18 protein-coding genes and 3 tRNA genes are annotated in these 24,737 nt (G+C 63.0%); 12 read left to right on the forward strand and 9 right to left on the reverse strand.

Features of this window, described 5'->3' with window-relative positions; genetic code table 11:
• Positions 1-38: 38 nt before the first annotated feature.
• From ACYVL5_RS03840 to ACYVL5_RS03865, 6 genes are all read left to right on the forward strand, one after another.
• Positions 39-1,085, forward strand: a complete 1,047-nt coding sequence (locus ACYVL5_RS03840) for a UDP-N-acetylglucosamine--peptide N-acetylglucosaminyltransferase SPINDLY family protein (RefSeq protein WP_460594235.1) — start codon at positions 39-41, stop codon at positions 1,083-1,085.
• 34 nt (positions 1,086-1,119) lie between these two features.
• Positions 1,120-1,395, forward strand: a complete 276-nt coding sequence (locus tag ACYVL5_RS03845) for an HU family DNA-binding protein (protein ID WP_460594236.1) — start codon at positions 1,120-1,122, stop codon at positions 1,393-1,395.
• 226 nt (positions 1,396-1,621) lie between these two features.
• Positions 1,622-3,322, forward strand: coding sequence for a Na/Pi cotransporter family protein (locus ACYVL5_RS03850; RefSeq protein ID WP_460594237.1), 1,701 nt, complete (start codon positions 1,622-1,624; stop codon positions 3,320-3,322).
• A complete protein-coding gene (locus ACYVL5_RS03855) occupies positions 3,297-4,199 on the forward strand; it encodes a Ppx/GppA phosphatase family protein (RefSeq protein WP_460594238.1) in 903 nt (300 codons plus the stop codon). The genes ACYVL5_RS03850 and ACYVL5_RS03855 overlap by 26 nt, the downstream gene beginning before the upstream one ends.
• A 165-nt stretch (positions 4,200-4,364) precedes the next feature.
• Positions 4,365-4,904, forward strand: coding sequence for a hypothetical protein (locus ACYVL5_RS03860; RefSeq protein WP_460594239.1), 540 nt, complete (start codon positions 4,365-4,367; stop codon positions 4,902-4,904).
• Positions 4,905-5,278: 374 nt separating this feature from the next.
• Complete coding sequence (locus tag ACYVL5_RS03865) at positions 5,279-7,408, forward strand: PAS domain-containing sensor histidine kinase (RefSeq protein ID WP_460594240.1); 2,130 nt, start codon at positions 5,279-5,281, stop codon at positions 7,406-7,408.
• A gap of 78 nt (positions 7,409-7,486) precedes the next feature.
• Here ACYVL5_RS03865 and ACYVL5_RS03870 read toward each other — a convergent pair.
• Positions 7,487-7,562, reverse strand: a tRNA-Ala gene (locus tag ACYVL5_RS03870).
• Between the two features lie 138 nt (positions 7,563-7,700).
• Positions 7,701-7,776: transfer RNA gene (locus tag ACYVL5_RS03875), tRNA-Ala, on the reverse strand.
• Between the two features lie 226 nt (positions 7,777-8,002).
• Between ACYVL5_RS03875 and ACYVL5_RS03880 the strand changes: the two genes are divergently transcribed.
• Positions 8,003-8,089: transfer RNA gene (locus ACYVL5_RS03880), tRNA-Leu, on the forward strand.
• Positions 8,090-8,530: 441 nt separating this feature from the next.
• On the opposite strand, the gene ACYVL5_RS03885 is transcribed toward ACYVL5_RS03880, so the two are convergent.
• From ACYVL5_RS03885 to ACYVL5_RS03905, 5 genes are all read right to left on the reverse strand, one after another.
• Positions 8,531-8,797, reverse strand: a complete 267-nt coding sequence (locus ACYVL5_RS03885; RefSeq protein WP_460594241.1) for a hypothetical protein — start codon at positions 8,795-8,797, stop codon at positions 8,531-8,533.
• Between the two features lie 37 nt (positions 8,798-8,834).
• Positions 8,835-9,938 carry an HD domain-containing phosphohydrolase gene (locus tag ACYVL5_RS03890; protein WP_460594242.1) on the reverse strand — a complete coding sequence of 368 codons (1,104 nt, stop codon included), beginning with the start codon at positions 9,936-9,938 and terminating at the stop codon, positions 8,835-8,837.
• Between the two features lie 169 nt (positions 9,939-10,107).
• Positions 10,108-14,523 carry an efflux RND transporter permease subunit gene (locus ACYVL5_RS03895; protein ID WP_460594243.1) on the reverse strand — a complete coding sequence of 1,472 codons (4,416 nt, stop codon included), beginning with the start codon at positions 14,521-14,523 and terminating at the stop codon, positions 10,108-10,110.
• A gap of 24 nt (positions 14,524-14,547) precedes the next feature.
• Complete coding sequence (locus ACYVL5_RS03900; protein ID WP_460594244.1) at positions 14,548-15,768, reverse strand: efflux RND transporter periplasmic adaptor subunit; 1,221 nt, start codon at positions 15,766-15,768, stop codon at positions 14,548-14,550.
• A 165-nt stretch (positions 15,769-15,933) separates the two neighbouring features.
• Positions 15,934-16,563 carry an NAD(P)H-dependent oxidoreductase gene (locus ACYVL5_RS03905; protein ID WP_460594245.1) on the reverse strand — a complete coding sequence of 210 codons (630 nt, stop codon included), beginning with the start codon at positions 16,561-16,563 and terminating at the stop codon, positions 15,934-15,936.
• A gap of 189 nt (positions 16,564-16,752) precedes the next feature.
• On the opposite strand from ACYVL5_RS03905, the gene ACYVL5_RS03910 reads away from it, so the two are divergent.
• Entirely contained in the window at positions 16,753-18,363 is a 1,611-nt protein-coding gene (locus tag ACYVL5_RS03910) for a sigma 54-interacting transcriptional regulator (RefSeq protein ID WP_460594246.1), read from the forward strand.
• Positions 18,364-18,469: 106 nt separating this feature from the next.
• On the opposite strand, the gene ACYVL5_RS03915 is transcribed toward ACYVL5_RS03910, so the two are convergent.
• Together ACYVL5_RS03915 and ACYVL5_RS03920 are read right to left on the reverse strand one after the other, a co-directional pair.
• Positions 18,470-19,231, reverse strand: coding sequence for an MlaA family lipoprotein (locus tag ACYVL5_RS03915; RefSeq protein WP_460594247.1), 762 nt, complete (start codon positions 19,229-19,231; stop codon positions 18,470-18,472).
• Between the two features lie 9 nt (positions 19,232-19,240).
• Entirely contained in the window at positions 19,241-20,518 is a 1,278-nt protein-coding gene (locus ACYVL5_RS03920) for an alpha/beta fold hydrolase family protein (protein ID WP_460594248.1), read from the reverse strand.
• Between the two features lie 826 nt (positions 20,519-21,344).
• Between ACYVL5_RS03920 and ACYVL5_RS03925 the strand changes: the two genes are divergently transcribed.
• The 4 genes from ACYVL5_RS03925 (at position 21,345) to ACYVL5_RS03940 (ending at position 24,697) form a co-directional block, all read left to right on the forward strand.
• Positions 21,345-21,725 (forward strand): response regulator, encoded by a 381-nt coding sequence (locus tag ACYVL5_RS03925; RefSeq protein ID WP_460594249.1) that lies wholly within the window; start codon positions 21,345-21,347, stop codon positions 21,723-21,725.
• 49 nt (positions 21,726-21,774) lie between these two features.
• On the forward strand, positions 21,775-23,013 hold the full coding sequence (locus ACYVL5_RS03930) for a BamA/TamA family outer membrane protein (protein WP_460594250.1): 1,239 nt from the start codon (positions 21,775-21,777) through the stop codon (positions 23,011-23,013).
• 1,156 nt (positions 23,014-24,169) lie between these two features.
• Positions 24,170-24,310: a hypothetical protein gene (locus ACYVL5_RS03935; RefSeq protein ID WP_460594251.1), complete on the forward strand. Its 141-nt coding sequence runs from the start codon at positions 24,170-24,172 to the stop codon at positions 24,308-24,310.
• 186 nt (positions 24,311-24,496) lie between these two features.
• A complete protein-coding gene (locus ACYVL5_RS03940) occupies positions 24,497-24,697 on the forward strand; it encodes a c-type cytochrome (RefSeq protein WP_460594299.1) in 201 nt (66 codons plus the stop codon).
• Positions 24,698-24,737 lie beyond the last annotated feature (40 nt).

The raw sequence follows: 24,737 nt of genomic DNA on the forward strand, positions 1-24,737 counted from the left end.
GCTTTCAGATACAAATCAATTCAACGAGGGGGAGTCTGATGTCTTTTTTTTCCAAACTGTTCGGTGGCAAGAAGGACCACAAGAGCCTGATGGCCAAAGCGGAGAAGTACCTGGCCGGCGAGCGTTATGCCGACGCCCGCATCGATTTCGAAGAGGCGCTCGCCTGCTGCCCCTCCGACGCGGCCGCGGATCGCGACGCCATCCTCGCCGGCATGAGGACCGCCGGTGACCGCCTTGGCGAACTGAACATCGAGGAAGGGGACCACTCCGCCCGCGCGGGTGACCTCGAAAAGGCCATCGGCCACTACACCCTCGCCTGCGAACTGGCCTCCGACGAGTCGATCAAGGGGGTGGCCCGCCAGAAGATACAGAAACTTGGTCAGCCCGCTGGCCAGCCGGCACCGGCCAGGGAAAGGGCTCAGGGACATGCTCACGGCGGAGCGGCATGCGGCTCCTGCAAGGACGATCGCCGCGAGGAGCTTCCCCCCGATCACGCGGTCCAACTCGACATTTCCGAGGAGGAGCGTTTCTCGCTCCTGGTGCAGCCCCTACCTGGCGATCTTCCGCAACGTTACGCCACTTTGGGGCCCGAATTTATTAAAGCCTACCTCCTCATTCATGATGGAAACGACCCCCAGGCGCTCAAAATCCTAAAGGAAATGCTAGTTTCTGGCGATAACGACATTGTCATCTACGAGATCGCTCTTATAATGTATAGGGCAGGGAACATTCATGAGTGTGAGCGGCTGCTCGGGCGTTCTCTCGAACTGAGCCCCCGTAACCCCGCCACCCACCTCGCGCTCGTTCACCTGCTCGCCGATACCGGGAGGCACCCCCTCGCTATCGAGGCGACCGAGAAGATGATCGAGATGGACATCCTGACCGAAACGGCACAGCTGATGCTCGGCGATCTGCTCCACAACGCCGGGGAGGAAAACGCGGCTCTGGACGCCTGGTCCAAGCTGGTGACCAATCCGTTGTGGGCCAAGGCGGCGGCCGAGCGGCTCGTGCCGGTTCTGAGCAGTCAGGGGCGCCAGGAGGAAGCGAAATTCCTCGCCAAAAAGTACCTAAAAGGGTGTTGTTAGCACCATTTTAAATGGGGAAAGCAGGAGGACGACCATGAACAAGTCGGAACTGATCGAGACTCTCGCCGCAAAAAAGACCCTCTCCTTCAAAAAGGCGGAGGAAGTTGTCAACACCGTCTTCAACTCCATGACGGAAGCGCTTCTTTCCGGGGACCGGATAGAAATCAGGGGCTTCGGTAGTTTCGTGGTCAAGGAGTACGACGCTTATACCGGCAGGAACCCCAAGACCGGCGAGTCGATCTCGGTGAAGGCGAAGAAGCTTCCCTTCTTCAAGGTCGGAAAGGAACTGAAAGAAAAAGTTTCCGGGTAACGGATCCACGCCTGATATAGGTTGAGATTGGGGTGGCGGCATGGTGGTCCACCGCCTGCGGCGCTGCTCGCCCCAGAGCTCCGCGTTCAGGTCGTCTCCCTCGATACCTGCTCTTTTGGCGGGCGCCTCGTTGCTCCTTTTACCGGGGCCTTGGCGCCCGCTTTGTTATGGCACCGCGTGACACTCATGAGGATGCGAAAAAGCGTCCGGGAGTATGGTCAGCACCTTGAAATTACCTGATATCGACCTCAATCTGCTCTTCACCGCCCTGGGCGGCCTGGCCCTTTTCGTCTACGGCATGCGAACGATGTCGGAGGGATTGCAGAAGGCCACCGGGGAACGCCTGCGCAGGCTGCTGGAGCGGGGGGCGGGAAACCGGCTGACCGCTCCTCTCATCGGCTCCTGCCTCTCGTCGCTGCTCCAGTCGGGTAGCGCCGCCTCGGTCCTCGTGGTGGGGCTCGTCAACGCCGGTCTCCTCTCCCTTTACCAGGCCCTCGGAGTCCTCCTCGGGACCGGGATCGGCACCACCCTCGCCATCCAGTTCATCGCCTTCCGCGTCGCGGAGCTAGCTCTCCCCGCCATCTGCCTCGGTGTCCTCCTCTCCTTCTTTTCCCGCCGGAGGAGGGTCGCCAACTTCGGCATCCTCCTTCTGGGGATCGGGCTGGTCTTCTTCGGACTCTCCATGATGGAGGAGGCCTGCCTGCCGCTTAGAAACAGCGCACTTTTGGCGGGGCTGCAGCAAAATCTCCTTTCCCTGCGGCTGATGGCCGTGCTGCTCGGTGCCCTGATCACCTTCCTGGTGCAATCCGGCAGCGCCACCCTGGGGCTTGTCATCGCCCTCTCCTCGGCGGGGGTGATTCCCTACGACGGTGCCATCGCCATGGTGGTGGGGGAGGTGCTCGGAGCCTCCCTCATACCGCTCATCGCCTCCATCGGCGGAAGCCAGACGGCCAAACGTGCCGTCGTCATCTACCTCGCCATCAACGGTGCCGCCATCTCGCTGGCCCTGATCTTCTTCCCGTTTTTCCTGCGGGCGGTCGATTTCGTCTCACCGGGAAACCTGGCCGAGTGGCACCATGCCGCCACCTCCCAAAGGTTCGGGGCCTCGGTGCATCCGGGGATGGCCCGTCATCTCGCCAACGCCCACACCCTCTTCACCGTTTCCAGCGCGGTGATCTTCCTCCCCTTGATCGGCTTCTTTGCCCGCTCGGCCGAGACCCTGCTCCCGACCCGCCGGGCCGATAGCGAGCCGCGGCCGCGCTTCATCGACGTCAGGGTGATCAAGACCCCCACCATCGCGCTGGCCCAGGCCTGGATGGAGCTCGGGCGCATGTTCCAGATGTCGCTCGCGATGTACCGCGACCTCGTTTCCCTCTTCGACGGGTACGATCCCAAGGTGGCCTCCTCGATCCGGGACAAGGAGCTGGTGCTCGACGTGCTCAACCGCGACCTGTCCCAGTTCCTGATCACCCTTTCCCGCGAGAAGCTCTCGGTCGAGCGCGCGGTGGAGATCCCCGCCATGCTCCAGATGGTCAACCAGATCGAGTCGGTGGGGGACCAGGTGGAGCGGGTGCTCGATTACGTGGTCCGCAAGAAGGAGGAGCGGCTGCGCTTCTCCGGCACGGCCATGGACGAGATCAAGCGGTTTGCGGCCAAGGTCGGGGAGGCGTTGCTCCTCGCCAACGAGGTGCTCCAGGAGAGAAGCGAAGGAAGAGAGGTGCACGAGCTGAAGGGGGCCCTGGCGGCCCTGGAGGACGAGCTGCATCAAAGCCACCTGCGCCGGTTGAAAAGCGGAAAATGCGGGATCGTCGCCGGCCTGCTGTTCAATGACATGATCGCGAGCTTTGCCACCGTTGCCCGGCTGAGTTGCTCGGTAATCGACGAGAAGAGGGGATTGAGCGATGGATCGACCGGTAGCAGCGATTGACCTGGGAACCAACACCGCCCGCCTGTTGATCGCCGATCGCGACCCGTACCGGGTGGTCCTGCTGAAGAGGATCATCACCAGGCTGGGGGGCGGCTTCACCCGCGAGCGTGGCCTTTCCGCAGAGGCCGAGGGGCGCACGGTGGCCGCCCTCAGGCTTTTTGCCGAGGAGTTGGACCGTCACCGGGTCGGGAAGGTGAGGGCGGTTACGACCAGTGCGGTGCGGGATGCCGCCAACGGGACCGAATTCTGCCTGAGGGTCGAGCGGGAGACCGGGATCCGTCTCGAGGTGATCGACGGGGCCGAGGAGGCTCGCCTTACCCTGGTAGGAGTCGGCTCCATCCTGGATGAGCGGGAGGGGGACGTGGCGGTTTTCGACGTGGGGGGAGGAAGTACCGAGTACACCCTGGCCCATGGCGGAGAGCTCGTTTTTTCCCGCAGCCTTCCCATCGGCGTGGTGAGGCTCACCGAGGGAAAGCCGGGGCCTTACGAGATGGCGGACAAGATCGAACGGGAACTTGCCCGCTTCCGGGCCGAGCTCGAAAGGGAGGGGTTCGGCGAGCGGTTCCGTGGAGCGGCCCTGGTCGGGACAGCGGGGACCGCCACCTCGCTGGGGGCGATCCAGCTCTCCCTGACCGATTTCGACTACCGCAAACTCAACAACCACCCCGTTCCTCTCGCCGAGGTGGAGAGGATCTATCGGCTGCTCCTTCCCCTGACCCCGCAACAGCGCCTCGATGTCCCCGGTCTCGAGCCGGGCAGGGAGGAACTGATCGTGGCCGGGCTCCTGGTGGTGCTGGCGACCATGAGGAACTTTGGCTTCCGGACCTTCAAGATCAGTGACTCAGGTCTTCTCGAGGGAGTGCTCCTAAAGTTGTAGAATTGACTGCCGATAACAAACCCACCGGCTGGTACTCACCGACCACTCTTTCCCTATTTGATAAAAGATATTGCTTGCTCAGCTGAGCGCCAACCAATATAATCAGGCTCCCTTCTCAGCATCCCTCTGCCCTGACCGGCACCAATAATCTTCACAGGAGTCAGAATGAGACATAAGATTCGTACCCTGCTCGTTGCCGTCCTAGCCCTTGCCCTTTACGCAGTTCCCGTCCATGCCGATGGGGGACTCTCTCTGTCTTTCGGAAGGCCGGACGCCACCAAAGTAGATACCGATCTCACCCCCTCCGAGCAGGATATCAACTCGAAATCGCAGCTCCCCAAACCCTCCTCCCTTCAGGGGGCGGGTAAGGATGACGTGACCGCCAACGGCGGCTCGAGGACTTCCTCGACCAGGCCGCCGGTCAGCTATACCTACGGTCGCTCCGATACTTCGCGGATGGTTCCGCCCCCGCCGCAGTCCGCTCCCTACGTACCGAGCAACGAGCAGCTGGCCATCCAGATCACCAACCTCCGGTTGAACGTGCTCGGTCTCAATCGCGACATGACCAACGTGAAAAAAGAGATCCGGAAGATGAAGATGTCCATGGTGGCCCGTAAGCCGCGGAGTAAGACGGTGGTGGCGAGCGCCAGGGGGCCAAAGCGTAAAGCGAAGGCCAGGGCCGCCCAGGTCAAGGCCGTCAACTAGCCCACCTTCCATTTTCAGGACCCGCCCGGGATAATCGGGGCGGGTCTTTTTCTTTCCCTTCCCCCAGTCTCCAGCTTGGTCCGTTACGATCCCCACTTTGCCCGACCCTCGCGAACCTTCCCTCACCTTGGCCCTCTCCCGGAGGGAGAGGGGGGGCTCCCTTAGCTGATCTCCCCGACTGCGACCTTCGTGGCCCACGTGTGATGAGTCGGCAGGGGTAGGTACATCCCCCCCACAAAAAGCGCTTCGCAGCCCCGGGCGGTGGTCTTCATGGGAGCGATAAGGGGGGGATGTCTCATGGGGCCGAAATGTGTAGAATGAAGAGGTGGACTTCGCCGTGCCGTGGTTCCTGCGGCCGGCCCGTGAGGTGTCCGATGATCCGTCCCGACCGGATACGAAAGCTGCGCGACATTTCCCTGCGGGGACGCCGGGAGCCGCCGGCTCCTCCTGATTTTCGTGCCCTGTTTGAAGCCGTGCCCGACCCCTGCCTGGTCCTCGACCGCGAGTTCGTCATCGTTGCGGTCAACGAGGCCTACCTGAAAGCCACCTTGACCTTACGGGAGGAGATCGCCGGCCTCGGTATTCACGACGTCTTCCGTGACGACGAGGGAGGGGAGGGGACCGGGTTGGCCGATCTCATCGCCTCCCTGCGGCGGGTCATTCAGACCCGGCGCCCGGATACCATGCCGATCACCAGGTATGACATCGAGCCCCCCGCATCGGAAGGGGGCGGCCACCTGGTCCGTTTCTGGAGTCCCATCAACGCCCCGGTGCTGGGGAGTCGTGGCGACGTCGCCTGGATCATTCATCGGGTCCAGGATGTCACCGAATTCGTGGTCAAGAACGAAGCGGCGCCGGGATCGGCGGCATCGGCCCCGGAAGGGGGGCTCGACAGGGCGGCGTCCGAGGTGCTGGCGAGAAGTCGCGAGGTGGGTGAGCTCAACCGGGAGCTCAAGACGACCTTGGACTCGCTGCATGCGAGCCAGCAGCTCTTCGGCGCCTTCATGGACAACCTTCCCGCCGCCGCCTGGATGAAGGATACCGAGGGGCGCTACGTCTTTGCCAACCGTCACATGGGAAGCCTCTTCACGGTTTCCGTCGAGGATCTCATCGGCAAGGTGGGGGAAGAGGTGTTCCCTCCCCCCTTGGCTGCCCAGTTCAGGGAGAGCGATCGCGTAGTACTGGAAAAAGGGGTCAGCGACACCCCCTTCGAAGTGGTGCGTCCGGCAGGGGAGGGGGAGCGTTACCTCATGGTGAGTAAGTTTCCCATCCCGGGCCCTGACGGGCGTCTCGAGTTGGTGGGGGGGCTCGCCTTCGACATGACCGACACCAGGCGGCTCGAGGCCGAGGTCGAACGTGCGCTTTTGCAACTGGAGGCCGTGCTGGAAGGGATCACCGAAGGGGTCATCATCTCGGACATGGAAGGGAACCTTCTCACCATGAACCGGGAGGCCCTGGCGCTTCACGAGTTCGAGAGCGTGGTGGACATTCGCCGCCATCTTTCCGAGTTCCCCTCCCGCTTCCAGCTGTTCGATCTTCGGCGCAACCCGGTCCCCCTCGATCAATGGCCCCTGTCTCGGGCCTTGAGGGGAGAACGTTTCGTCGATTACCAGCTCTGGGTGAGCTGCCGGCACTGCGGGAAAGAGTGGATTGGCAACTACAGCGGCACCCCGGTGGCCGACCGGGAAGGAAAGAACATGCTGGCGGTGCTTACCCTGCGGGACATAACCGCACGCAAGCAGATGGAGCAGCAGATCAACGCCCTCAACCAGGACCTGGCAACGAGGGTCAGGGAGCTTGAAGAGGTCAACCAGGAGCTGGAAGCATTCAACCGGATGGTTTCCCATGACCTGCGCCAGCCGCTCAACACGATCAGCACCAGTTGCCAGGCAATCGAAATGGTCTGCGGGGCGGGGATGGATGACGACTGCCGGAGGTTCCTAAAGGTGGCGCGGGACAAGGTGCTCGCCATGAACCAACTGATCGGCTCCCTGCTGGCCTTTTCACGCTCGGGACACAGCGAGGTCAAGCGGGAGCGGGTAAACCTGAGCGAATTGGCCCGGGAGGTGGCCGCTGACATGGGGCTGCTGGATGCCTCCCGCCGGGTCGACTTCAGGATCGCCTCCGGCCTGGTGGCCGACTGCGATTCCAACCTGCTCCGCTCGGTGCTGGAAAATTTGCTCGGTAACGCCTACAAATACACTGCCCAAAAGGACCTGGCGGTAGTCGAGTTCGGCAGCGAGCGGCGAGCCGGGGACGAGCTCTTCTTCGTCAGGGACAATGGGCAAGGGTTCGACATGGCCCTCTCGGGACAACTCTTCTCCCCCTTCAGGAGGCTTCCCGGGGCCGAGAGCAAGGCCGGTTTCGGTATCGGTCTGGCGACGGTAGACAAGATCATTCGCCGGCACGGCGGGAGGGTCTGTGCCGAGGGGGCTCCCGGGGAGGGGGCGACCTTCTACTTCACCCTGCCTCCCGCAAAAGGGGGAGGGGAGAAGGCGGGGTGACGAGCCGGCGCAGGAATCGGCGGATGTTGGACGCAAAAAAAGGGATAAGGCGTTAACCCTATCCCTTGTTTTTGTTTTTGGTGGAGCTGATCAGGATCGAACTGACGACCTCTTGAATGCCATTCAAGCGCTCTCCCAACTGAGCTACAGCCCCATCGAGGGTACTACTTAATTTGGTGCGGACAGAACCAGGAATAGTCCGGGTAGTGTCAGATGCCAACGCCGGTGTATGAGTAGTCCCGGCGGGCGCAAAAAAAAGGATAGGTCGTTACCCTATCCCTTGATTTAGTTTTGGTGGAGCTGATCAGGATCGAACTGACGACCTCTTGAATGCCATTCAAGCGCTCTCCCAACTGAGCTACAGCCCCCCATCGAAGGAGTCCAACTTATAGCAAAGCGTCGCTTCTCAGTCAACACTTTTTTTCTGCGCCTTCCGCAATTTTTTTATCCTCGCCGGTTGTCGCCATGTCCGTAGAGCCGCTTTGGGCGCGGTTTCAGGTGGTTGGCCTCCGGAGCGGGTAATGAAAACATTAGCAGCCTCATTTCCTCCTTGACCTCAAATGAGGCATCCGATATACTCCCCGGACACTCAACGCCGGAGTGGTGAAATTGGTAGACGCACTGGACTCAAAATCCAGCGGGGGCAACCCCGTGTCGGTTCGACCCCGACCTCCGGCACCATTAGAATGCTTAAAGAAATAAGCCTTGCCCAAAAGCCCTGAGAGATCAGGGCTTTTTATGTTTGTATCTGTTCATCCAGAAGCTGTTACCTTCTCACCTCCCCCCGCGGCGGCACATGCTGGTGCCTGAAAAACCATCTTCGCTTCAACATGCACCGACCTTCTTGTCACCGGTCGGTTTCTCAAGTTTCGGTGTAACTAACCGAAGCGATCTTACCCCGGCACAATGGGCCTTATCGCCCTTGGTGCAGAAAGCCAGGGAGTGCAGGTGCTGGTGGTGATCTCCTCGCGCATGGCGGGGATGGTCCCCCGGCTGCGATACCCTTTCCTTTCCGGGAGAGCGGTTCTCCCTTTGCCAAAACAAAGTGGCCGGGGAGCTTCCCCTCCCCTGGAGGAGGGGACAGGGGGAGGGAAACTCCCCGGCTCATGCCCCGATGGGGCACTACTCGTGAGGGGGCGATCCTCGCGTGAGGAGCTTCGCCAGCACCAGCTTCAGCTCTTCTTTGATCAGTTCCAGCTCGAGCTCCCCTTGAGGGCGGCCCTGCAGGTCGCTGGCGGGAAGCAACTCTTCGGCGACGGCATACACCAAGGCGGCCTGGGCCTGGTCGCAAGCGGCGAAGAAAGCGGCCATCTCCACGGGGTTTTCGAAGCGTTCCCCCAGTGTCCTCAAGTAGGAGCGGGCCCGCGCGGGATCGGCAAACAGTTTCATTTTATTGCTCATATAAGATCAGCACCTTCCGCTTCCATCACCCGACCTCCTTTACCGTGTCCGGCGCCCGAAGCCCGCCCCAGCTCCCGCCAATTCCTTCCCAGGCGGCAATCCTCTCCGCTGAGAAGGCAAACCCCTGCCGGTAGAGCCTGAGACAGGCGTCCACCACCACTTCGTCGTATGCCGTACCCCGCCCCTGGCGTATCTCGTCCAGGGCCTTTTCCGTTCCCCGGCCGGGGCGGTAGGGGCGGTGGGGAGAGGTGGCCTCCACCACGTCGGCGACCGCCAGGATGCGGGCGCCGAAGATGATTTCGTCCCCCCTGAGCCCGGCGGGGTAGCCGCTACCGTCCAGCCGCTCGTGATGCTGCCGGACCATGAGGGGGACCGGCCAGTGGAACTCGATGTTCTGCAGGATCTGGTAGCCGATCTCGGCGTGGCTTTTCACCAACTCGCTCTCGATGGCGGAGAGCTCCCCCGGCCTGGTAAGGATCTCCGCGGGGACGTATATCTTCCCCACGTCGTGGAGGATGGCGGCGGTCCAGATCCCTTTCAGCCGTTGCTCGGCCTCCCCCCCGATCTCCCGCGCCAGGGCACAGGCGAGTTGGGCTACCCGCTGCTGGTGCCCCGCAGTATAGGGGTCGCGCTTCTCCACCGCAAAGCTCAGCGACTGCACGGTCTCGTCGAGAATCCGGTTCATCTTGGCCAGGCTCTCCTCGAGGTCCCCCTCCAGCCGCATCTTCTCCGAGATGTCGTAGATTATGGCCATGGTGGCCACCACCCGGTTGTCGCCATCGAAGACGGGAGCCGAGGAGTAGCTGATCACGATCTTGCGCCCCTCCTTGGTGGTGGCCTGCAGCGGCAGGGAGTGGAAGACCTCCCGGTTCATCGTGCGTTTCCTGATCGCCTCGTGCTCCTCCCAGTTGTCGTCCGCCAGGGCGGTGACCGGGAGGCCGAGCACCTCTACCTCGTGCCACCCGGTGATGGCCTCGGCCGCTTGGTTCCAGAGGAGGATCCTCCCGTCCAGGTCGAAGGCGACGATCCCCAGAGGAGAGGACCTCACCAGGGCGACCAGGCTTTCCTCGTTGACGCCCAGCCATCCCTTCTGCCAATTCCCCCCGCCGGGGTGCCTGTAGTTGCCCATGACTGCTCCTTTTCGTTACCGCTGGTATTAATCGGCCGCGAGTATCAGCACCGCCGGCTTCACCCTCCTCTTCAAGGGGAGGGGTGGGGTGAGGATGGGGGCAGGAGTACCCCATCCTCACCCTCTCCCCCCCGGGGACCTTGGGGGGAGGTCACCGGGAGGTGCTGTGCTAGCGGTTGGAGGCGAGGACGCCCCTGATGCGGTCGAGCTCGGCGGCGGCGAGACGCAGGTCGAGATTGGCGCGCAGGTCGTCCATCTCGGCCTTCCTGAGGGCGGCCACCGCTTCGGCCTGCTTGGCGGCGGTGACCGCACCGGCCTTCACCCGGTTGTCGTTCAAACGCACCTGCTCCCGGCAAAGGGAGAGCGCCTCCCGGGTCACCTCGACCATCATTCCCGCCCGCTCCATCCGCCGGTAGGCCTTGTCGAGGTCGATCTTCAGGCGGTTGTCGATCCTGGCCAGGTTTTCCTCCGCCTGGGTGAGCTGGGCGTTTCTCTGGCCGATCTCCCCGCGCCGTTTCCCCCAGTCGAAGATGTTCCAGGTCGCCTCCACTCCGAAGATCCCCATGTTGGACGGGAGGAAGGGGGCGCCGTCCTGGTAGCCGTGGCGGGCGAAGATGGTGACGTCGGGGATGTATTCGAAACGGGCGGCGCGCACGGCATGGCGCGATTTCTCCACCGTTTCCAGGGCCGCCTGAAGCTCGCCGTTCAAGGCCCGTACGTCGTCCTGCGAAGACTCCCTGGGCGGGGTGGCGAAATCGGGAAGCCCCGCCTCGCTCACCACGATAACGGTGTCGCCGGGGAGCCCCAAGAGGTCGTCCAGCTCGGAGGTGAGGTCCGCGATGCGGGTCTCCGACGCGAGGAGCGCCTCCTTGCTCTGGACCAGGTTGGCCTTGGCGCCGATCAGGGCGACGTCGAGGGCGTTGCCGGCCGAGACCGCGTCTTCGCTCTCCTTGAGGTTCGCGTTGGCGGCGTCGAGCGAGGCGCGGGCGGCTTCCCGCTCCCTGTTGGCCACCAACAGCGAGAAGTAGAGCTGGTACACCGCCAGGACGGTCTCGTTCTCCGACCTCTTCAGGTCGGCCGCCGCGATGCCGCGGTCCGCCTTGGCGATCTCGTTCGCCTCGTGGATCTTCAAAAGCTGGGTGGTCGGCTGCCCGAGCGTGGTCTCCGTGTAGAGGATGGTGGACGAGCTCTGCTTGATCTTCGCGTCGGTGTTGGGGAAGGGGCTTCCCGCGATGTTGCCGAGGCTGCCCGCCGGTATGCTTAAGAGCTGCCGGTCGGAAACCGCCATGTACTTCGTGTTGTTGGAGAGCTGCGGGAAGTACTGGGATCTGGCCGAAACGATTCTCTGCTCCCCTTCGGACACCCGTGCGCGGGCGATCCCCAAGAGCGCGTTCTGCTTGAGGGCGAGCTCCACCGCCTGCGAGACGGTGAGCTCCTTCTTGAGGGGCTCGGCGTTCGCCTCGCGTCCCCCCGCCACCAGGGCCAGAAGGACCAGGGCCGCCACCGCCCCCTCTTTGGGGACCTTCAAGGTGCGGGACTTGACGGCCACGAAAAGGACCGGGACCACCAGCAGGGTGAAGAACATCGAGAAGATGAGGCCGAAGGCGATTACCGAGGCGAGCGGGCTCCAGAGGCTCGATCCCGACAGGATCATGGGGGTGACCCCGACCGCGGCGGCCATGGTGGTCAAGAAGATCGGGCGCAGCCTTCTCGCGCCGGCTTCGCGGGCGGCGTCTTCCAGGGTGGCCCCCTCGGCCACGCGCTCGTTGCAGTAGTCCACCAGGATGATGCCGTTTCTGACAACGATCCCGCAGAGGCTGATAAGCCCCATGAAGGCGGTGAAGCCGAAGGGATTGTGGGTGACGATGAGCCCGAAGATGGCCCCGAAGAGGGTGAGCGGGATGGAGGCCATCACCACCAGCGGCTCGGAGATCCTCCTGAACTGCACCAGAAGGATCAGGAAGATGGCCACCAGGCTTATGGCGAGCGCGGTCAGCATCTGCGGGAAGGTCTCGCCCTGGTTCTGCTGTTCGCCGCCGTAGTCGATCCGGTACCCCGACGGCAGGGGGAGCGCCTTTATCTGCGGGCCGGCCTTTTCCAGAAGCTGGGATGCGTAGTGCCCCGGTTTGACGAAGGCGCGGACGGTCAGGGTGCGGACGCCGTTTCGGCGCACGATCCTGCTGGTCTGCCATTCGGGCTCCAGGGAGGCCACCGCCCTCAGCGGCACCCGGGCGCGGGTCAGGTCGGAATTGAGGTAGGTGTTGCCGATGTCGCCGAAGGTAGAGCGGGAGGCGGCGTCCAGGCGGAACTTGATGTTCACCGGCCGGTCCCCTTCCCAGAAGGTGCTGACCGCCGCGCCGTCGAAGGCGCCGGAGAGGGTCTGCGATACCGAGGCCTCGGTGATCCCGAGGCGGTTGGCGAGCTCGTCCTTCACCTTTACGTCCACCATGTAGGAGTCGTTGAAGTAATCGCGGTACACGTATTGGGAGTAGGGGACGCTCTCCAGGATGCCCTGTACCTTGTCGCCGAGCGCCTTCAGTTCGGAGATGTCGTCGCCGGAGATCCTCACCTCGATGGGCGCCTCCATCTGGGCTCCCTGCTGGAGCTCTTTCACGATCACCATCGCCTCGGGGGCGACGCTCGCGAGCTGCGGCCTAAGCTCCTTCACCAGGCGCTCGGTGTCCTCCACCGAAGCGGTGTTGACGATGAACTGCCCGTAGGCGCCGTCGGGCTGCTGGGGGTTGACGTTGTAGTAGAAGCGGGGCGCGCTCTGGCCGACGAAGGTGGCGTAGTGGGCGACCCCCTTGCGGGATTTAAGGGCGTTCTCGATCCTCCCCATCACGGCGTCGGTCGCTTCGATGCGGGTCCCCTGCGGCATCCATACGTCCACTACGAACTGGTTGCGTTCTGCCGAGGGGAAGAACTGCTGCGGCACCTGCGAGAAGAGGAGGACGCCGAAGAGGAAGGCGCAGCCGCCCAGGGTGTAGGCGAGGTATTTGCGGTTCATGAAGACGGTGATCCAGACCCCGTACTTGTCCTGCAAGATGTCGAGCAGGCTCCGCTTCTTCTTCCCGTTTTCCGGGTGGGCGTCGTGGTCGTGGAGCCCCTTCTTGATGAAGAAGCGGCAGAGGATCGGGGTCAAAAGGACTGCCACCACGAAGGAGACCGCCAGGGCGATGGCCACCGTGATGGGGAGCGCCATGATGAATTCGCCCACCGAGCCGGTCAGGATCAAGAGCGGGAGGAAGGAGGCGATGATGGTCACCGTGGCGGTCAAGACCGGCACCAGCACGTCGCTTGCGCACCGCCAGGCTGCCTCGCTCTTGGGGACCTTGTGGTCGAGGAGCTCGACGAAGTTGTCCGCGATGACGATGGCGTCGTCCACCACGATGCCGAGCACCATGATGAGGGCGGCGATGGAGACCTGGTGCAGCGCGATGCCGAGGGTGTCCATGGCGGCCAGGGTCCCGCAGAGGGTGATCGGGATGGCCAGGGCGGCGATCAGGGCGACCCGCAAAGGAAGGAGCACGATGGTGACCAGCACCACCGAGACGATGGCCAAGAGGAACTCGTGGGAGAGCTTCTCGACCCGGTCCTTGACCACCCCCGGCTGGTTGGCGACCAGGTCCAGTTTGACGTCGGGGGGGAGGAGCACCTTGAGGCGTTTGAAGACCTTGTCCAACTGCTCGCCGAGCTCGACGATGTTCTTTCCCTTCTGCATCTCGACCGACAACAGCAGGCAGGGGTCGCCGTCGTAGCGCACCAGGAAGTTCGGGTCCTGGTAGCGCCGCTCGACCTTGGCGAAATCCTTGATATAGACCGGGTGGCCGTCCTTGGAGACGTCGACCAGCACGTTCCCCACCTCGGTCTCGGTGTTGAAGATTCCCGTGGTCCTCATCGGGATCTTGGCCTGTTCCGCCTCGAAGTTTCCCGTGTTTTGGATGACGTTGCGGTTCTTGAGGGCGCTCGCGATCTGGCGCGGATCGGCGAAGTACTGGGCGACCCGCTCCAGGGAGCCGGTGATCCAGATCTCTTCCGACTGGTTGCCGTAGGTGACGAGCTTCCCTACGTCGCGCACGGTGCGCATCTCGTCGTGGATCTTGTCGGCGTAGTCCCTCAATTCGCGGTATCCGTAGCGCTTACCGTGGACGGCGACCAGCATGGCGACCGTGTCGCCGAAGTCGGAGTCCACCACCGGCCCCATGACGCCGGCAGGGAGCTCGGTGGCCTTCACCACGTTAAGCTCGTGGCGGAGCTTGGCCCAAAAGACGTCGGCGTTCTTGACGCTGTCTTCGAGTTCTACGTTGATGATGACGACGCCGGGACGGCTGGTCGAGTAGGTCTTCTCCTTGCGCACCTCGGGGAACTTGAAGATGTGCTTCTCGAGGGTCTTGGTGACCTGCTTCTCCACCTGCTCGGAGGTGGCGCCCGGATACATGGCGGCCACCAGCCCGGTCCTGATGGTGATGGTGGGGTCCTCGGTCCGCTGCATCTTCAAGAAGGCATGGACGCCGACCGCGACCACCATGAAGGTGAGGATCAGGGTGACGACGGGATATTTGAGCGAAAACTTTATCGGGTTCATGGTGAGCCTTCCTGTTGGCCGCCGTTAGCGGGCGGCCTGCTGTTCGGTTGCGGTTACCGTCAGGCCGTTTCTGAGCCTCCCCTGGCCGGCCACTACGATCAGCTCATCGCCGGAGAGGCCGCTCTTGATGGCGACGTTCTTGTCCGCCATCGCCCCCACCTCGACTCTTTTCGCGTAGACCCGTTTCTGGTCTGGGTAGTAGACGTAGACCTGGGTGGCCCCCTGCGGGTCGCGGACCACTGCATCGCCCGGCAGCGTCACTAAAGCGACCTGCTTGTCGCCGCGGATGGACGCCTCGGCCACCATCCCGATCCTGAGGGCGCGGTCCCGGTTGGGGAGCACGATCCTCGCCATGTAGGTCCGCGTGTTGGGGTCGGCTGAGACGTTGACCACCCGCACCTTCCCCTCGAAGGTTCTCCTGGGGAGGGCGGGTACCGTGACTTGGGCCTGCTGGCCGATCCTCACCAGGTGGACGTCGGTCTCCGGCACCCCGACGCTCACCTCCACCGGGTCCATCTGGACGATCTCGAAGACCGGGCGGCCCGGGGCCGCTGTTTCCCCCGGCTCGATCATCCGCTTCGCGATGTAGCCGTCGGCGGGTGCGCGCAGTACCGAATCGGAGAGGGCCTTGCGGGCCACCGCCAGGTGGGCGTCGGCCTGGTCGAAGGAGGCCAGGGCGAGGTCCTTGTCCTCGCGCTGGGCGCCCTGCTTGGCCTCATCGTAGCGCTGCCGGGCCGACTCGTAGGCCGCCTGGTACTTGTGGAAGTCGTTGGGGGCGAGGCTTCTGGCGTCGTAGAGGATCTTCATCCTGCGATACTCGTCCTCGGCCCGGTCGAAGGCGATGCGGGCCTGCTCCAACTCCTCGGGGCGGACCGAGCTCCGGGCCTTCGCGAAGGCCGCCTTGGCGCTGGCCGCCTGGGCGGCGGCCCCCTTCATCGAGAGGGCGAAGTCGGTGGGGTCGATGCGGGCGAGCACCTCGCCCTTTTTAACGAAATCCCCCTCCCGGGGGCCCACGAACACCACCTTGCCGGACACCAGAAAGGAGGCGTTGGCGGGGGCGTTGGGGGAGGAGACGGTGCCGCTTACCGCCACGGTCTCCCTCTCCTGGACCTGCCTGACCCTTCCCACCGTCACCGGGACGGTTTCCGCCGTTTCTTTTTTCTGCGGCTCCCCGCCGCAGGCCGCCAACGAAATCCCCAAAAGCGACAGGGACGCAAGCTTCACGAATGGGTATCTACCTTCCATTGTCACTACTCCTTTTCTTTTAATGCTGGTTTCGCCGTTGAAAGCGGCCTACTCCTCGATGTCGTCTTTCATTTTCTCGCCCCCTCTCCGGCGGCTGAGCGCGACCGCCGCCGCCACCAGCCAGAGGAGGATGGTTATCCCGACCACGTATCCCATCTCTTCCCCCTAAAAGCGGCGGGCCAGTTGCGAGAGATCGCGCCGTGCCGCCTCGTATTCCTGCCGGTCCCCATCGTCGGGGCGGTCGCCCCGCAGTAGCACCGTTTCCTGGGGGGAGACCCCGAAGAAATTGAGTACGGAGCGAAGGTAGGGGACGCTGCCGTCCACCTCGCGTCCCACCCTGAAGGGCGGGTTGGCATGCACGTGGAGCGACTTGCGGGGTACGGCGGGGACGATGGATTCCGCGCCGTGGACGGTGACCCGGTAGGTGCAGCCGGGGACGCAGATGGCGTCCACGTACATCTTGAATTCAGCCGGGAGCCAGAGGTTGAGGCTGTGGGTTACGAAGACGTACTTGTCGCAGCGGGCGAACTGCTCGGCCAGCCTCCAGAGCCGGGTGAGCTTTCGCCGCTCCTCGTCGGTAAGCTGGAGGTTTTCCTCCCCCCGGGCGAGCTGTTCCAACGCGATCAGCACGTCGACGTCCACCCGGGGGATGTGGTCGCGGTACAGGTCGAGGATGTGCACCTCGTCGTCGCGGTTATGGCGGAGGTAGCTCTCCAGGAATTCGTTGCCAAGGGAAAGGGTCCGCGATCTTTCCGGTGAAGCGACGTTGCAGGTGACGTACAGGAGCTTCGCCATAGTTCCTCCTTAGTGATGATCCGTGAGTACTAGTGCGACAGGCGTGCCACTCCGGATAAATCATGTAAAACCCGGTAGTTGCATGACAGGTGGTCGGTCTTATTCCAAAATTACGCAATTCTGGATTGCAAAATATGGTAGTATTGGGCATAAACTCCAAATCTGGTAATTCGAGGGAGAGAGGTGACGGTGGTGCGCAAAGACGGGAAAAACGAAGACGGGGGCGGGTCGATATCCGGTTGGGGGGCGGCCGCCGGCGACCAGTTCGCCCGGGAGATGACCCTGAGGATCTTCAGCAGCCTGGACATCAAGGAGGCGCTGGAGAGCGCCTTCGATTTCCTGCGCGAGCACATGACGCTGGACCTTTTGAGCCTGTTCGTGATCGACCAGCGGCTGGGCGCCGTCCGGCGTATTGCCCACGCCTCCCGGAAGGGGACGGTGCTTCCCGACGAGATCCTCCCCCTGCCGGAAGGGACCATGGAGAAGATCGTCGCCCGCAACTTCACGGCCCCCTTCGTGATCGATTGGGACGATCCCGTCTTCCGGAGCTTCCCCGCCTCGACCAAGTCGCAGGGGCAGGGGCAGACCGACGTGGTGGTTCCGCTCAGGGTGAGGGGGGAGTTCGTGGGCGGGCTGATTCTGCGGGCGCCGGGGGAGGGGATCTACACCGAGGAGGACCTCGAGCTGCTGGCCTCGATCTCCAAGCCGTGCGCGATCGCGCTGGCCAACGCGCTGGCCCACGAGGAGGTACTCCGTTACCAGGCGGTTTTGATGGACGACAAGCGCTTCTTGAACCGGGAACTCTATCCGGGAACCCCCGACGAGATCATCGGCGGCAACAGCGGGTTGAGAAACGTGATGGAGATGGTGCGCCAGGTGGCCCCCATGAACACCACCGTGCTTTTGCTCGGGGAGACCGGCACCGGGAAGGAGATGATCGCCAACGCCATCCATTTCTCCTCCACCCGCCGGGACGGTCCCTTCATCAAGGTGAACTGCGGCGCGCTCCCGGAAAACCTGATCGACAGCGAGCTCTTCGGCCACGAGAAGGGGGCTTTCACCGGGGCGGTAGGGGACAACCGGGGACGCTTCGAACGGGCCCACGGGGGAACCATCTTCCTGGACGAGGTGGGGGAGCTCCCGCCGGCGGCCCAGGTGCGGCTTTTGCGCGTGCTGCAGAACCACGAAATCGAGCGGGTAGGGGGGAAGCGCCCGATTCCGGTCGACATCAGGGTCATCGCGGCCACCCATCGCAACCTCCAGAGCATGATCGCCGAAGGGACCTTCCGGGAGGACCTCTGGTACCGGCTCTCCAGCTTCCCGATCCTGGTGCCGCCGGTCAGGCAGCGCCGGGAGGACATCCCGGCCCTCACCCGTCACTTCGTCTCGGTGAAGAGCCGGGAGCTCGGCATCGCCATCCCCCCCTCCATAGCGCCGGGGGCGCTTTTGCGCCTCACCGAGTACGGCTGGCCCGGCAACGTCCGCGAGCTTGAGAACCTGGTGGAGCGGGAGCTGATCCTGCACCGCGGCGGGGTGCTGACCTTCGACGCCCTGCTCCCCCAGCAGGAGCGGGTGCCGGAGAGGGAGCCGTTACCGGCGGCGGCCGTCGAGCCGGGGATGCCGAACGCCCTGAAAGCCGACGACGCGATGGCGGCCCATTTCAAATCGGTGCTGGAGATGGCCGGTGGCAGGATCAACGGCCCGGGAGCGGCGGCGGAGATGTTGGGAATGAAGCCCAACACCCTGCGCGCGCGGCTGGACAAGCTCGGGATCGTTTACCGGAAGCGGGATCGCGCGTAAGGCGGGATGCCGTCTGCCGGTCAGGAAAAACGCACCCCGGCTGGCGAGCAGCACCATCGCCGGCAGAAGCCCCTGTTACCCCCCGCCCCCCCCTTCGCACCCCCCATTACCTGGGTAGCTCCAGGTCGCGATGCTGGCTGAAGAGATAGCGGACCATGTAGTATTCGAACGGATAATCGCTGTCGTAGTAGCGGAACCGTTCGCCGTAGCGCATGTTGACCACCTCCAGCCCGCTGGTCCCCGACGCGATGGGGGTCGCGGCGCCGGTCCCCCCAAAGGGGTCGATGGCGGTCACCACGGCCAGGCGTATCCCTGCGTCGACCGCGAACCCTCCGCTGCTGCGGAGCGTGTTGGGCCCGAGCACCGGGAGCACCAGGTAGGGACCGTTTCCCACTCCCCAGGCGGCCAGCGTGCTGTCGAAGGTCTCGCTCTGGCGCCTCATGCCGAAGGCGGTGGCCGGGTCGAAGAGCCCGCCGATGCCGATGGTCGAGTTGGTCACGAACCGACCCAGGGTCACCAGGGATTTCTTCGCCTTGGCCTGGAGGATGCAGTTGTAGAGGGTCCTTATTTCGCCGACGTTGGAGAAGAAGTTGCCGATGCCTTTGCGGACCGGGCGGGGGACCACGGTCTCGTACCCCTTGACCACGGGGAGCAAGACGTAGCGGTCCGCCTCGTAGTTGAACTTGTACATGCTGCGGTTGAAGCTTTCCCACGGGTCGTCCGCGTGGTCGACGCTTTCGTCGCCGTCGAACTCCTCCACCGTGTGCATGGGCCTAAGTTCCCGGGAAAGCCGCGGGTTGGAGGCCGCGCAGGCGGTGAGCAAAAGGAGCAGCGAGGTGAGGCAGATACGGAGCGTGACGCGCAACATGGGGTCCTCCTATCGTTTCGCCGAACGCAGGGTGGCTATCACCTGCGCCATGTTGTCCCGGTATTCGAGATTGCCGAGATGGCCGCCGCGGGGATAGACCGTGAGCCGCGGGCCGAAAACCCGGCGCAGGTAGTCGAGCTCGCCGGGGGCCAGGATGAAGTCGTCCTCGTTGGTGATGACGGCAACCTTGTCGCAGCCGGCGAGGTACCCTTCGATGCTCTTGAGGGAGAGAGATTCCATGAGTTTCTCCTTGGTGAGCCCCGGATCCTTCCTCTGGAAGTAGGGATAGAAGTACTCGTTGAAGTAGTCGAGGAAGGAGAGGTGCAGGGAGGTCCAGAAGTAGTCGTGCAACGGGTCGCTGTGCTGCAGGACCTTGTTCTTGGGGACCACGTAGCCGCCGTTGGTCATCACGTCGGAGGTGAAGATCATGGCGGCGGAGCCGATGCGGAAGGAGACCGCGATGAGCCCACCCTCCTCGTCCCGGTTGAAGAGCTGGGCCTGGTAGGCCTCGAAGAGAAAATCGTCGTCGATGGCGACGTGATCCCCCTTGTGGTAGAAGGCGGTGAACTTGTCCATGGCGCGGTTGAAGAAAGCGCCGATCCTGCGGGGGCCTCCGGGGATGCGGTCCAAGAGCGCCTCGATGCGCGCCACCGAGTGGTAGAGGCTGACCGCCGGGTTGATCATCAGCACCTTCCTAAAATCGAAGAGCTTTTGCTCCTCGTCGAGCTTGCCGACGAAGGCCGCTTCGGTCCCCCCCAGGCTGTATCCGGAGAGATAGAATCCCGAGACCTCCACCTTTCCCCGCCATTGGCCCCAGATGGCGGCCATGGCCCGGTAGAGGTCGGCGGCGTCTCCGACGAGATGGCCGGGGACATGGGTCGAGGAGGCGTTGATGATGAAGTTGGGGAAGGTCGGGGAGGGGAGCGCGATGACGTGGAAGCCTGCCTGGTAGAGATTTTGGGTGAGGGTGACGATCTTCCCGGACCTGCTGCTGCCACCGGTTCCTGCGATGAGGAACACCAGGGGCGCCTTGTGGTCCTGGAAGGCCGCCGTGTAGCGAAGCCCCCGATCGTAAAAAAAGACGTCCGGTTTCGCTTGGTCCGACGCCAGCACCAGGTCCTCGATGGGGACTTTGCCGGCGACCGTTGCCCTGAGCTTGTGGGGAGTACCGAGGATGGTGGCGCTGTAGGAACTGGCGATGGGGTAGCCGTAACCGCTCTCTTCGCCCCTGGCCACGACCGGCAGGAGCATGAGACCACCTAAGAACATACTTAGCAACCTTTTCATGTCATACCTTTCCTTCCTTGACTATCCGTCTCTGCCGGCGCTGCGGTGCGACCTTTGGCCGGCCGGGGTCACCCGTGGCGATCGAAAGCCGCCGGCCCGCCGCCTCAAGGGTTGCCGGACCACGCGGCGCGATCACCGGATGACACCTTGCCTCACTCTCCGCCGGAAGGAGGCGCGTCCATTCCCGCGGAACTGCTGGCTCCCTTTTGCCACTACCGTGCCACCGCACGATTGCCAGGGCCGACGGGGAGAGGGGGAGTCGTTAGCGGGGTGGAATTACACCATTTGGAAAATGGCCATCCGTCATTTGGTAATTTTCGAGGGCGTTCCGATATATCGAAACGGGCCCGAGCCCGATGGGAAAGAACCATGGGGGGTGAGAAGAACGAGGGAGCGTGGGCGGCGATGCCGCTCGGCAGGGGAGATTGATTGAAGGGTGGGGTGCCGTCGGCGCCTCACCCTTTTTAATTTTCAGGCACCGGATGTCCCAGCGGCCGGATGCCCTCCGACGGCCGGTCCCGGAAGGGGGGGCCGCAGGCGATGTTTTACCAAATATCGGACATCGTTCCGGCTTCCCATATTTTTAAACGGAAATTTCATCATATGGGAATTTTGCCGGCGGGGAGGGCGGCGCCTCCCGGTAAACGCCCACTTCACCGCTCTGGCACGCTGGTCGCATTGGGGAAGCCGCACAGGGTGGCCGACGCGGTCCGCAGACCGGCCGGCCAGCCCGCGCAGGCCATCCGGGATGCCTTGCGGGTATGCCTGCCACAGCTAACGCCTCTTTCGGGCGTGGCATCGAACACGCTGCACCAGGAGCTTTGAAATGAACAGAAGAGACATCCTCCTCGTCGACGACGACCACCTCACCCTCACCATCCTCAGCACCATGCTGGAATCCTGCGGATTCGACGTCGCGGCGACCTCGGACGGGGCCAGGGCGCTGGAAATGATGGCGCAGGACCGATTCGGCATGCTGATCACCGACTTTGAGATGCCGGAGATGACCGGCGTCGAGCTGGCGGCCAGGGTGAGACAGCGGTATCCCGATCTCCCGGTCGTAATGGTGACCGGCTCCAGGCTTGCCGAGATCGCCGGTCCCGCGGCCGAGGCGGGCGTATGCCGGGTCTTACCCAAGCCGGTCAATTTCCGGGAGTTCATGGCGGCGATCGACGCTTCGCTGCCGGCGCGCGGCTCGGCCGCTTAACGAACCCCCGCCTGGGCGGGAGAGTTGCTGCACATGGGTTGGTTAGTTCATGCATCGATTGACAACGTTATTTCTCTTTTTGGCCCTCCTGGCCGGTTGCGCCTGCGAGATTCCCAAGAGTTACCTCCCCCCACCGGTGGCCAACGAGAGCTTCGCCGACCCGACCAAGATGGTGGCCATACCGCTCCCCGTCATCGCCTCCTCCCCCAACGAGGGGATCACCTACGGCGGGCTGACCGCATTTCTCCTGCACAACGCCAAGGACGAAGTGAGTACCCTCATCGTGCCGCAGGTGAACTACAACGACTATTTCGGCACCACCGGCACCCTGTACGGAGCTTTCTATCCCACCCCGGACCAAAGCATGAAGGTCAACCTCTCCAAGGCCACCAAGGCCAACGAGGAGTACCGGCTGAAATACACGGACCAGAAACTTTTATCGGAAAAGTGGGAGGGGGACCTCGAGCTCTTCAAGTACGTGGATGGCTCCGCCCGCTTCTACGGCTTCCAGTCGCAATCCTCCAAACGCAACGAGACGAACTACGCCGACGGGGAGACCGGCTTCGTCGGCTCCTGGGGGTACCGGCTGGGCGATCACTTCGAACTCCACTTCGGGGAGCGCTACAAGAAGGTGGAGATCACCCCGGGGGCGGTCACCTCGGTCCCCTCCATCACGCAGCTCTTCCGGCCGGAGACCGTTCCCGGCGTGACCGGCTACCGCGCCCATGCGCAAAAGGTCTCGCTGCTCTACAACACGCTCGACTCCGCCACCATGCCGACCACCGGGCGCTACGCCAGGGTCTCGGTCGAGGAAAGCGCCAAGGCCTTCGGGAGCAGCGAGGATTTCCAATCCTACCAGCTGGAGGGGAAATGCTATCTCCCCTATCCCGACCGCCGCTTCATCACCGCCGCCAGGTTTTCCTCGCAACAGGTGGTGGGAGACCGAGTTCCTTTCCTCGAGCAGGCGATCCTGGGGGGGGAAACAACCTTGAGGGGATACGGGCAGAACCGCTTCGTGGACAAAAGCTGCCTCCTGCTCAACCTGGAGGAGCGCATCAGGCTCTTCAGGTGGGAGATCTTCAAGGTGGACGCGGACTGGGAGCTGGCCCCCTTTCTCGACATAGGCTCCGTCATGCATTCGCTCGTCGACGCGACCGACAAGAGCTTCCAGTTCAACAAGGGGGTGGGGCTGCGCATGGTGGTGCGCCCGAACATCGTGGGGCGCATCGATGTCGGGGTGGGGCGCGAAGGCCCGGCGGTTTTCGTGGGGCTCGGTTATCCGTTTTAAAGGGGCGAGGCAATGGGGACAGCCATTGATAATCGGATTACTCTCGCTGCCGTAACTAGATTTAGTACAATGCGCTGGTTGGGCGCGGTAGGACTGGACGGTGGGTAAGAGCGGAGCGCAGTTGTTCCCATCTTTCCGCTAGGCCGGGCCGAACGCGTCACAATTCATCAACCCTGAGGGCGGCACAGGACATGGTTGATTGTTCAAGTCAGGTTTGGTAGGAGGTTTATCCTCCAGTCCGTCGATGATATTGAGGACGAAGTAGTCATCACCCGGAAGCCAGCTGTCGAGGTTCTTCTCGCCATGAAAACACTTGTTGCGCTCTTGGCCGATCATGGAGGCGACGAAGTCTTGCTATGGTGCTGGCGGGCCGACAGCCGCCGAATCATATCGTTCAGGCGAGCGCGCCATGACGAAGAAAGGGCGTATCACGACGTACACGGGCAGTGAACTGACCGGGCCTAACCTGTTCAACAAGGGGATGAGGCTGCGGATGGTGGTGCGTCCGAACATCGTGGGACGTATCGACGTCAGGGTGGGGCGTGAAGGGCCGGCCGTTTCCCGCTTTTGCATGCATGGAGGTCCAGCTAAGTTACTTCACGCTCGAAGTAATTCACTTCGTGCTCGGAGTAAATTACTTCGTGCCCGGAGCAATTCACTTCGTGCTCGAAGTAACACGCTTTGTCCTCGGAGTGACACGCTTCACGCTCGGAGTAAGTTACATCGTGCTCGGAGCACGTCGTATCATGCGCGGATCCGCCCGGTGGGCCTTTTCAGGAGGAAGGGCCGCGATTATGGTGCCGCTGAAAAAGAAGGGGGAATACCGTTTCGGTATCCCCCTTTTTCGTGCTTCGTCTGCTGAGCTTTGCTCCCCTATCCCTTTCTTGGGCCAGGCGAAGCCGGTGAGGAACAAGGCGGGAAGCGAGGTGGCCCATGCCGATCAATCGCCGCTCTTGGGCCTGGTACTGAGCCCAGGGTGACGCCATGCAACAAGGAGGCGAGGCGGGCATCCCGATGAGGGGGCGCAGGGGTTATTATTTCAGGAGGTCATCAGCTCGCGGTTCTACCCGTCGTTTCCGCCGGAACGGGAGACGGTTTGAACAAGGGACCTTGGGAAAGGGCAGGGGAGAAAGGAGGCAGATAAGGAGGAAAGCACATGGCATCCTGGAAAATTGTGGCCATCACTATGCTGTCGGTTGGCGCCCTGGCACTGGCGGCGGCACTCGTCGTCATCTATTCGGGGGTGATCGACGTGGGCGCCGTGGCGCCCCATTACGCGTTGACCGAATGGTCATGAAAACGGTACGGGAGCATTCGGTCGAGCGGCGGTCTGAGGGACTCGCGGTCCCTGCCAACCTTCGACCGAGCTGGGATGTCGTGCACGATTACGACGAGACGTGCAGCCTTTGTCACGGCGCGCCGGGTAAGGAGCGAACAGATATTGCGCCCGAAGCCGCCAGAGCTGTACAAGATCGCCGACAAGATGGAGAAAACGGAGGTCTTCTGGGTGATAAAAAACGGGGTTCGAATGACCGGAATGCCTGCCTTTGGCAAAGGGCACCGAGACGAGCACATCTGGAGCATGGTTTCCTTCGTCAAGTCGCTGCCGCGCATGTCGCCAGAGGAGTACCGAGGGTGGACCGAAAAGGCGTCCGTGGTACGGGGTGGCTCAGGGAAACGATGACCGCCAGGATACCTATCCCCTGTCTGAACGGCAAAAGGGG

The organism is Geomonas sp. Red276, assembly GCF_054784495.1.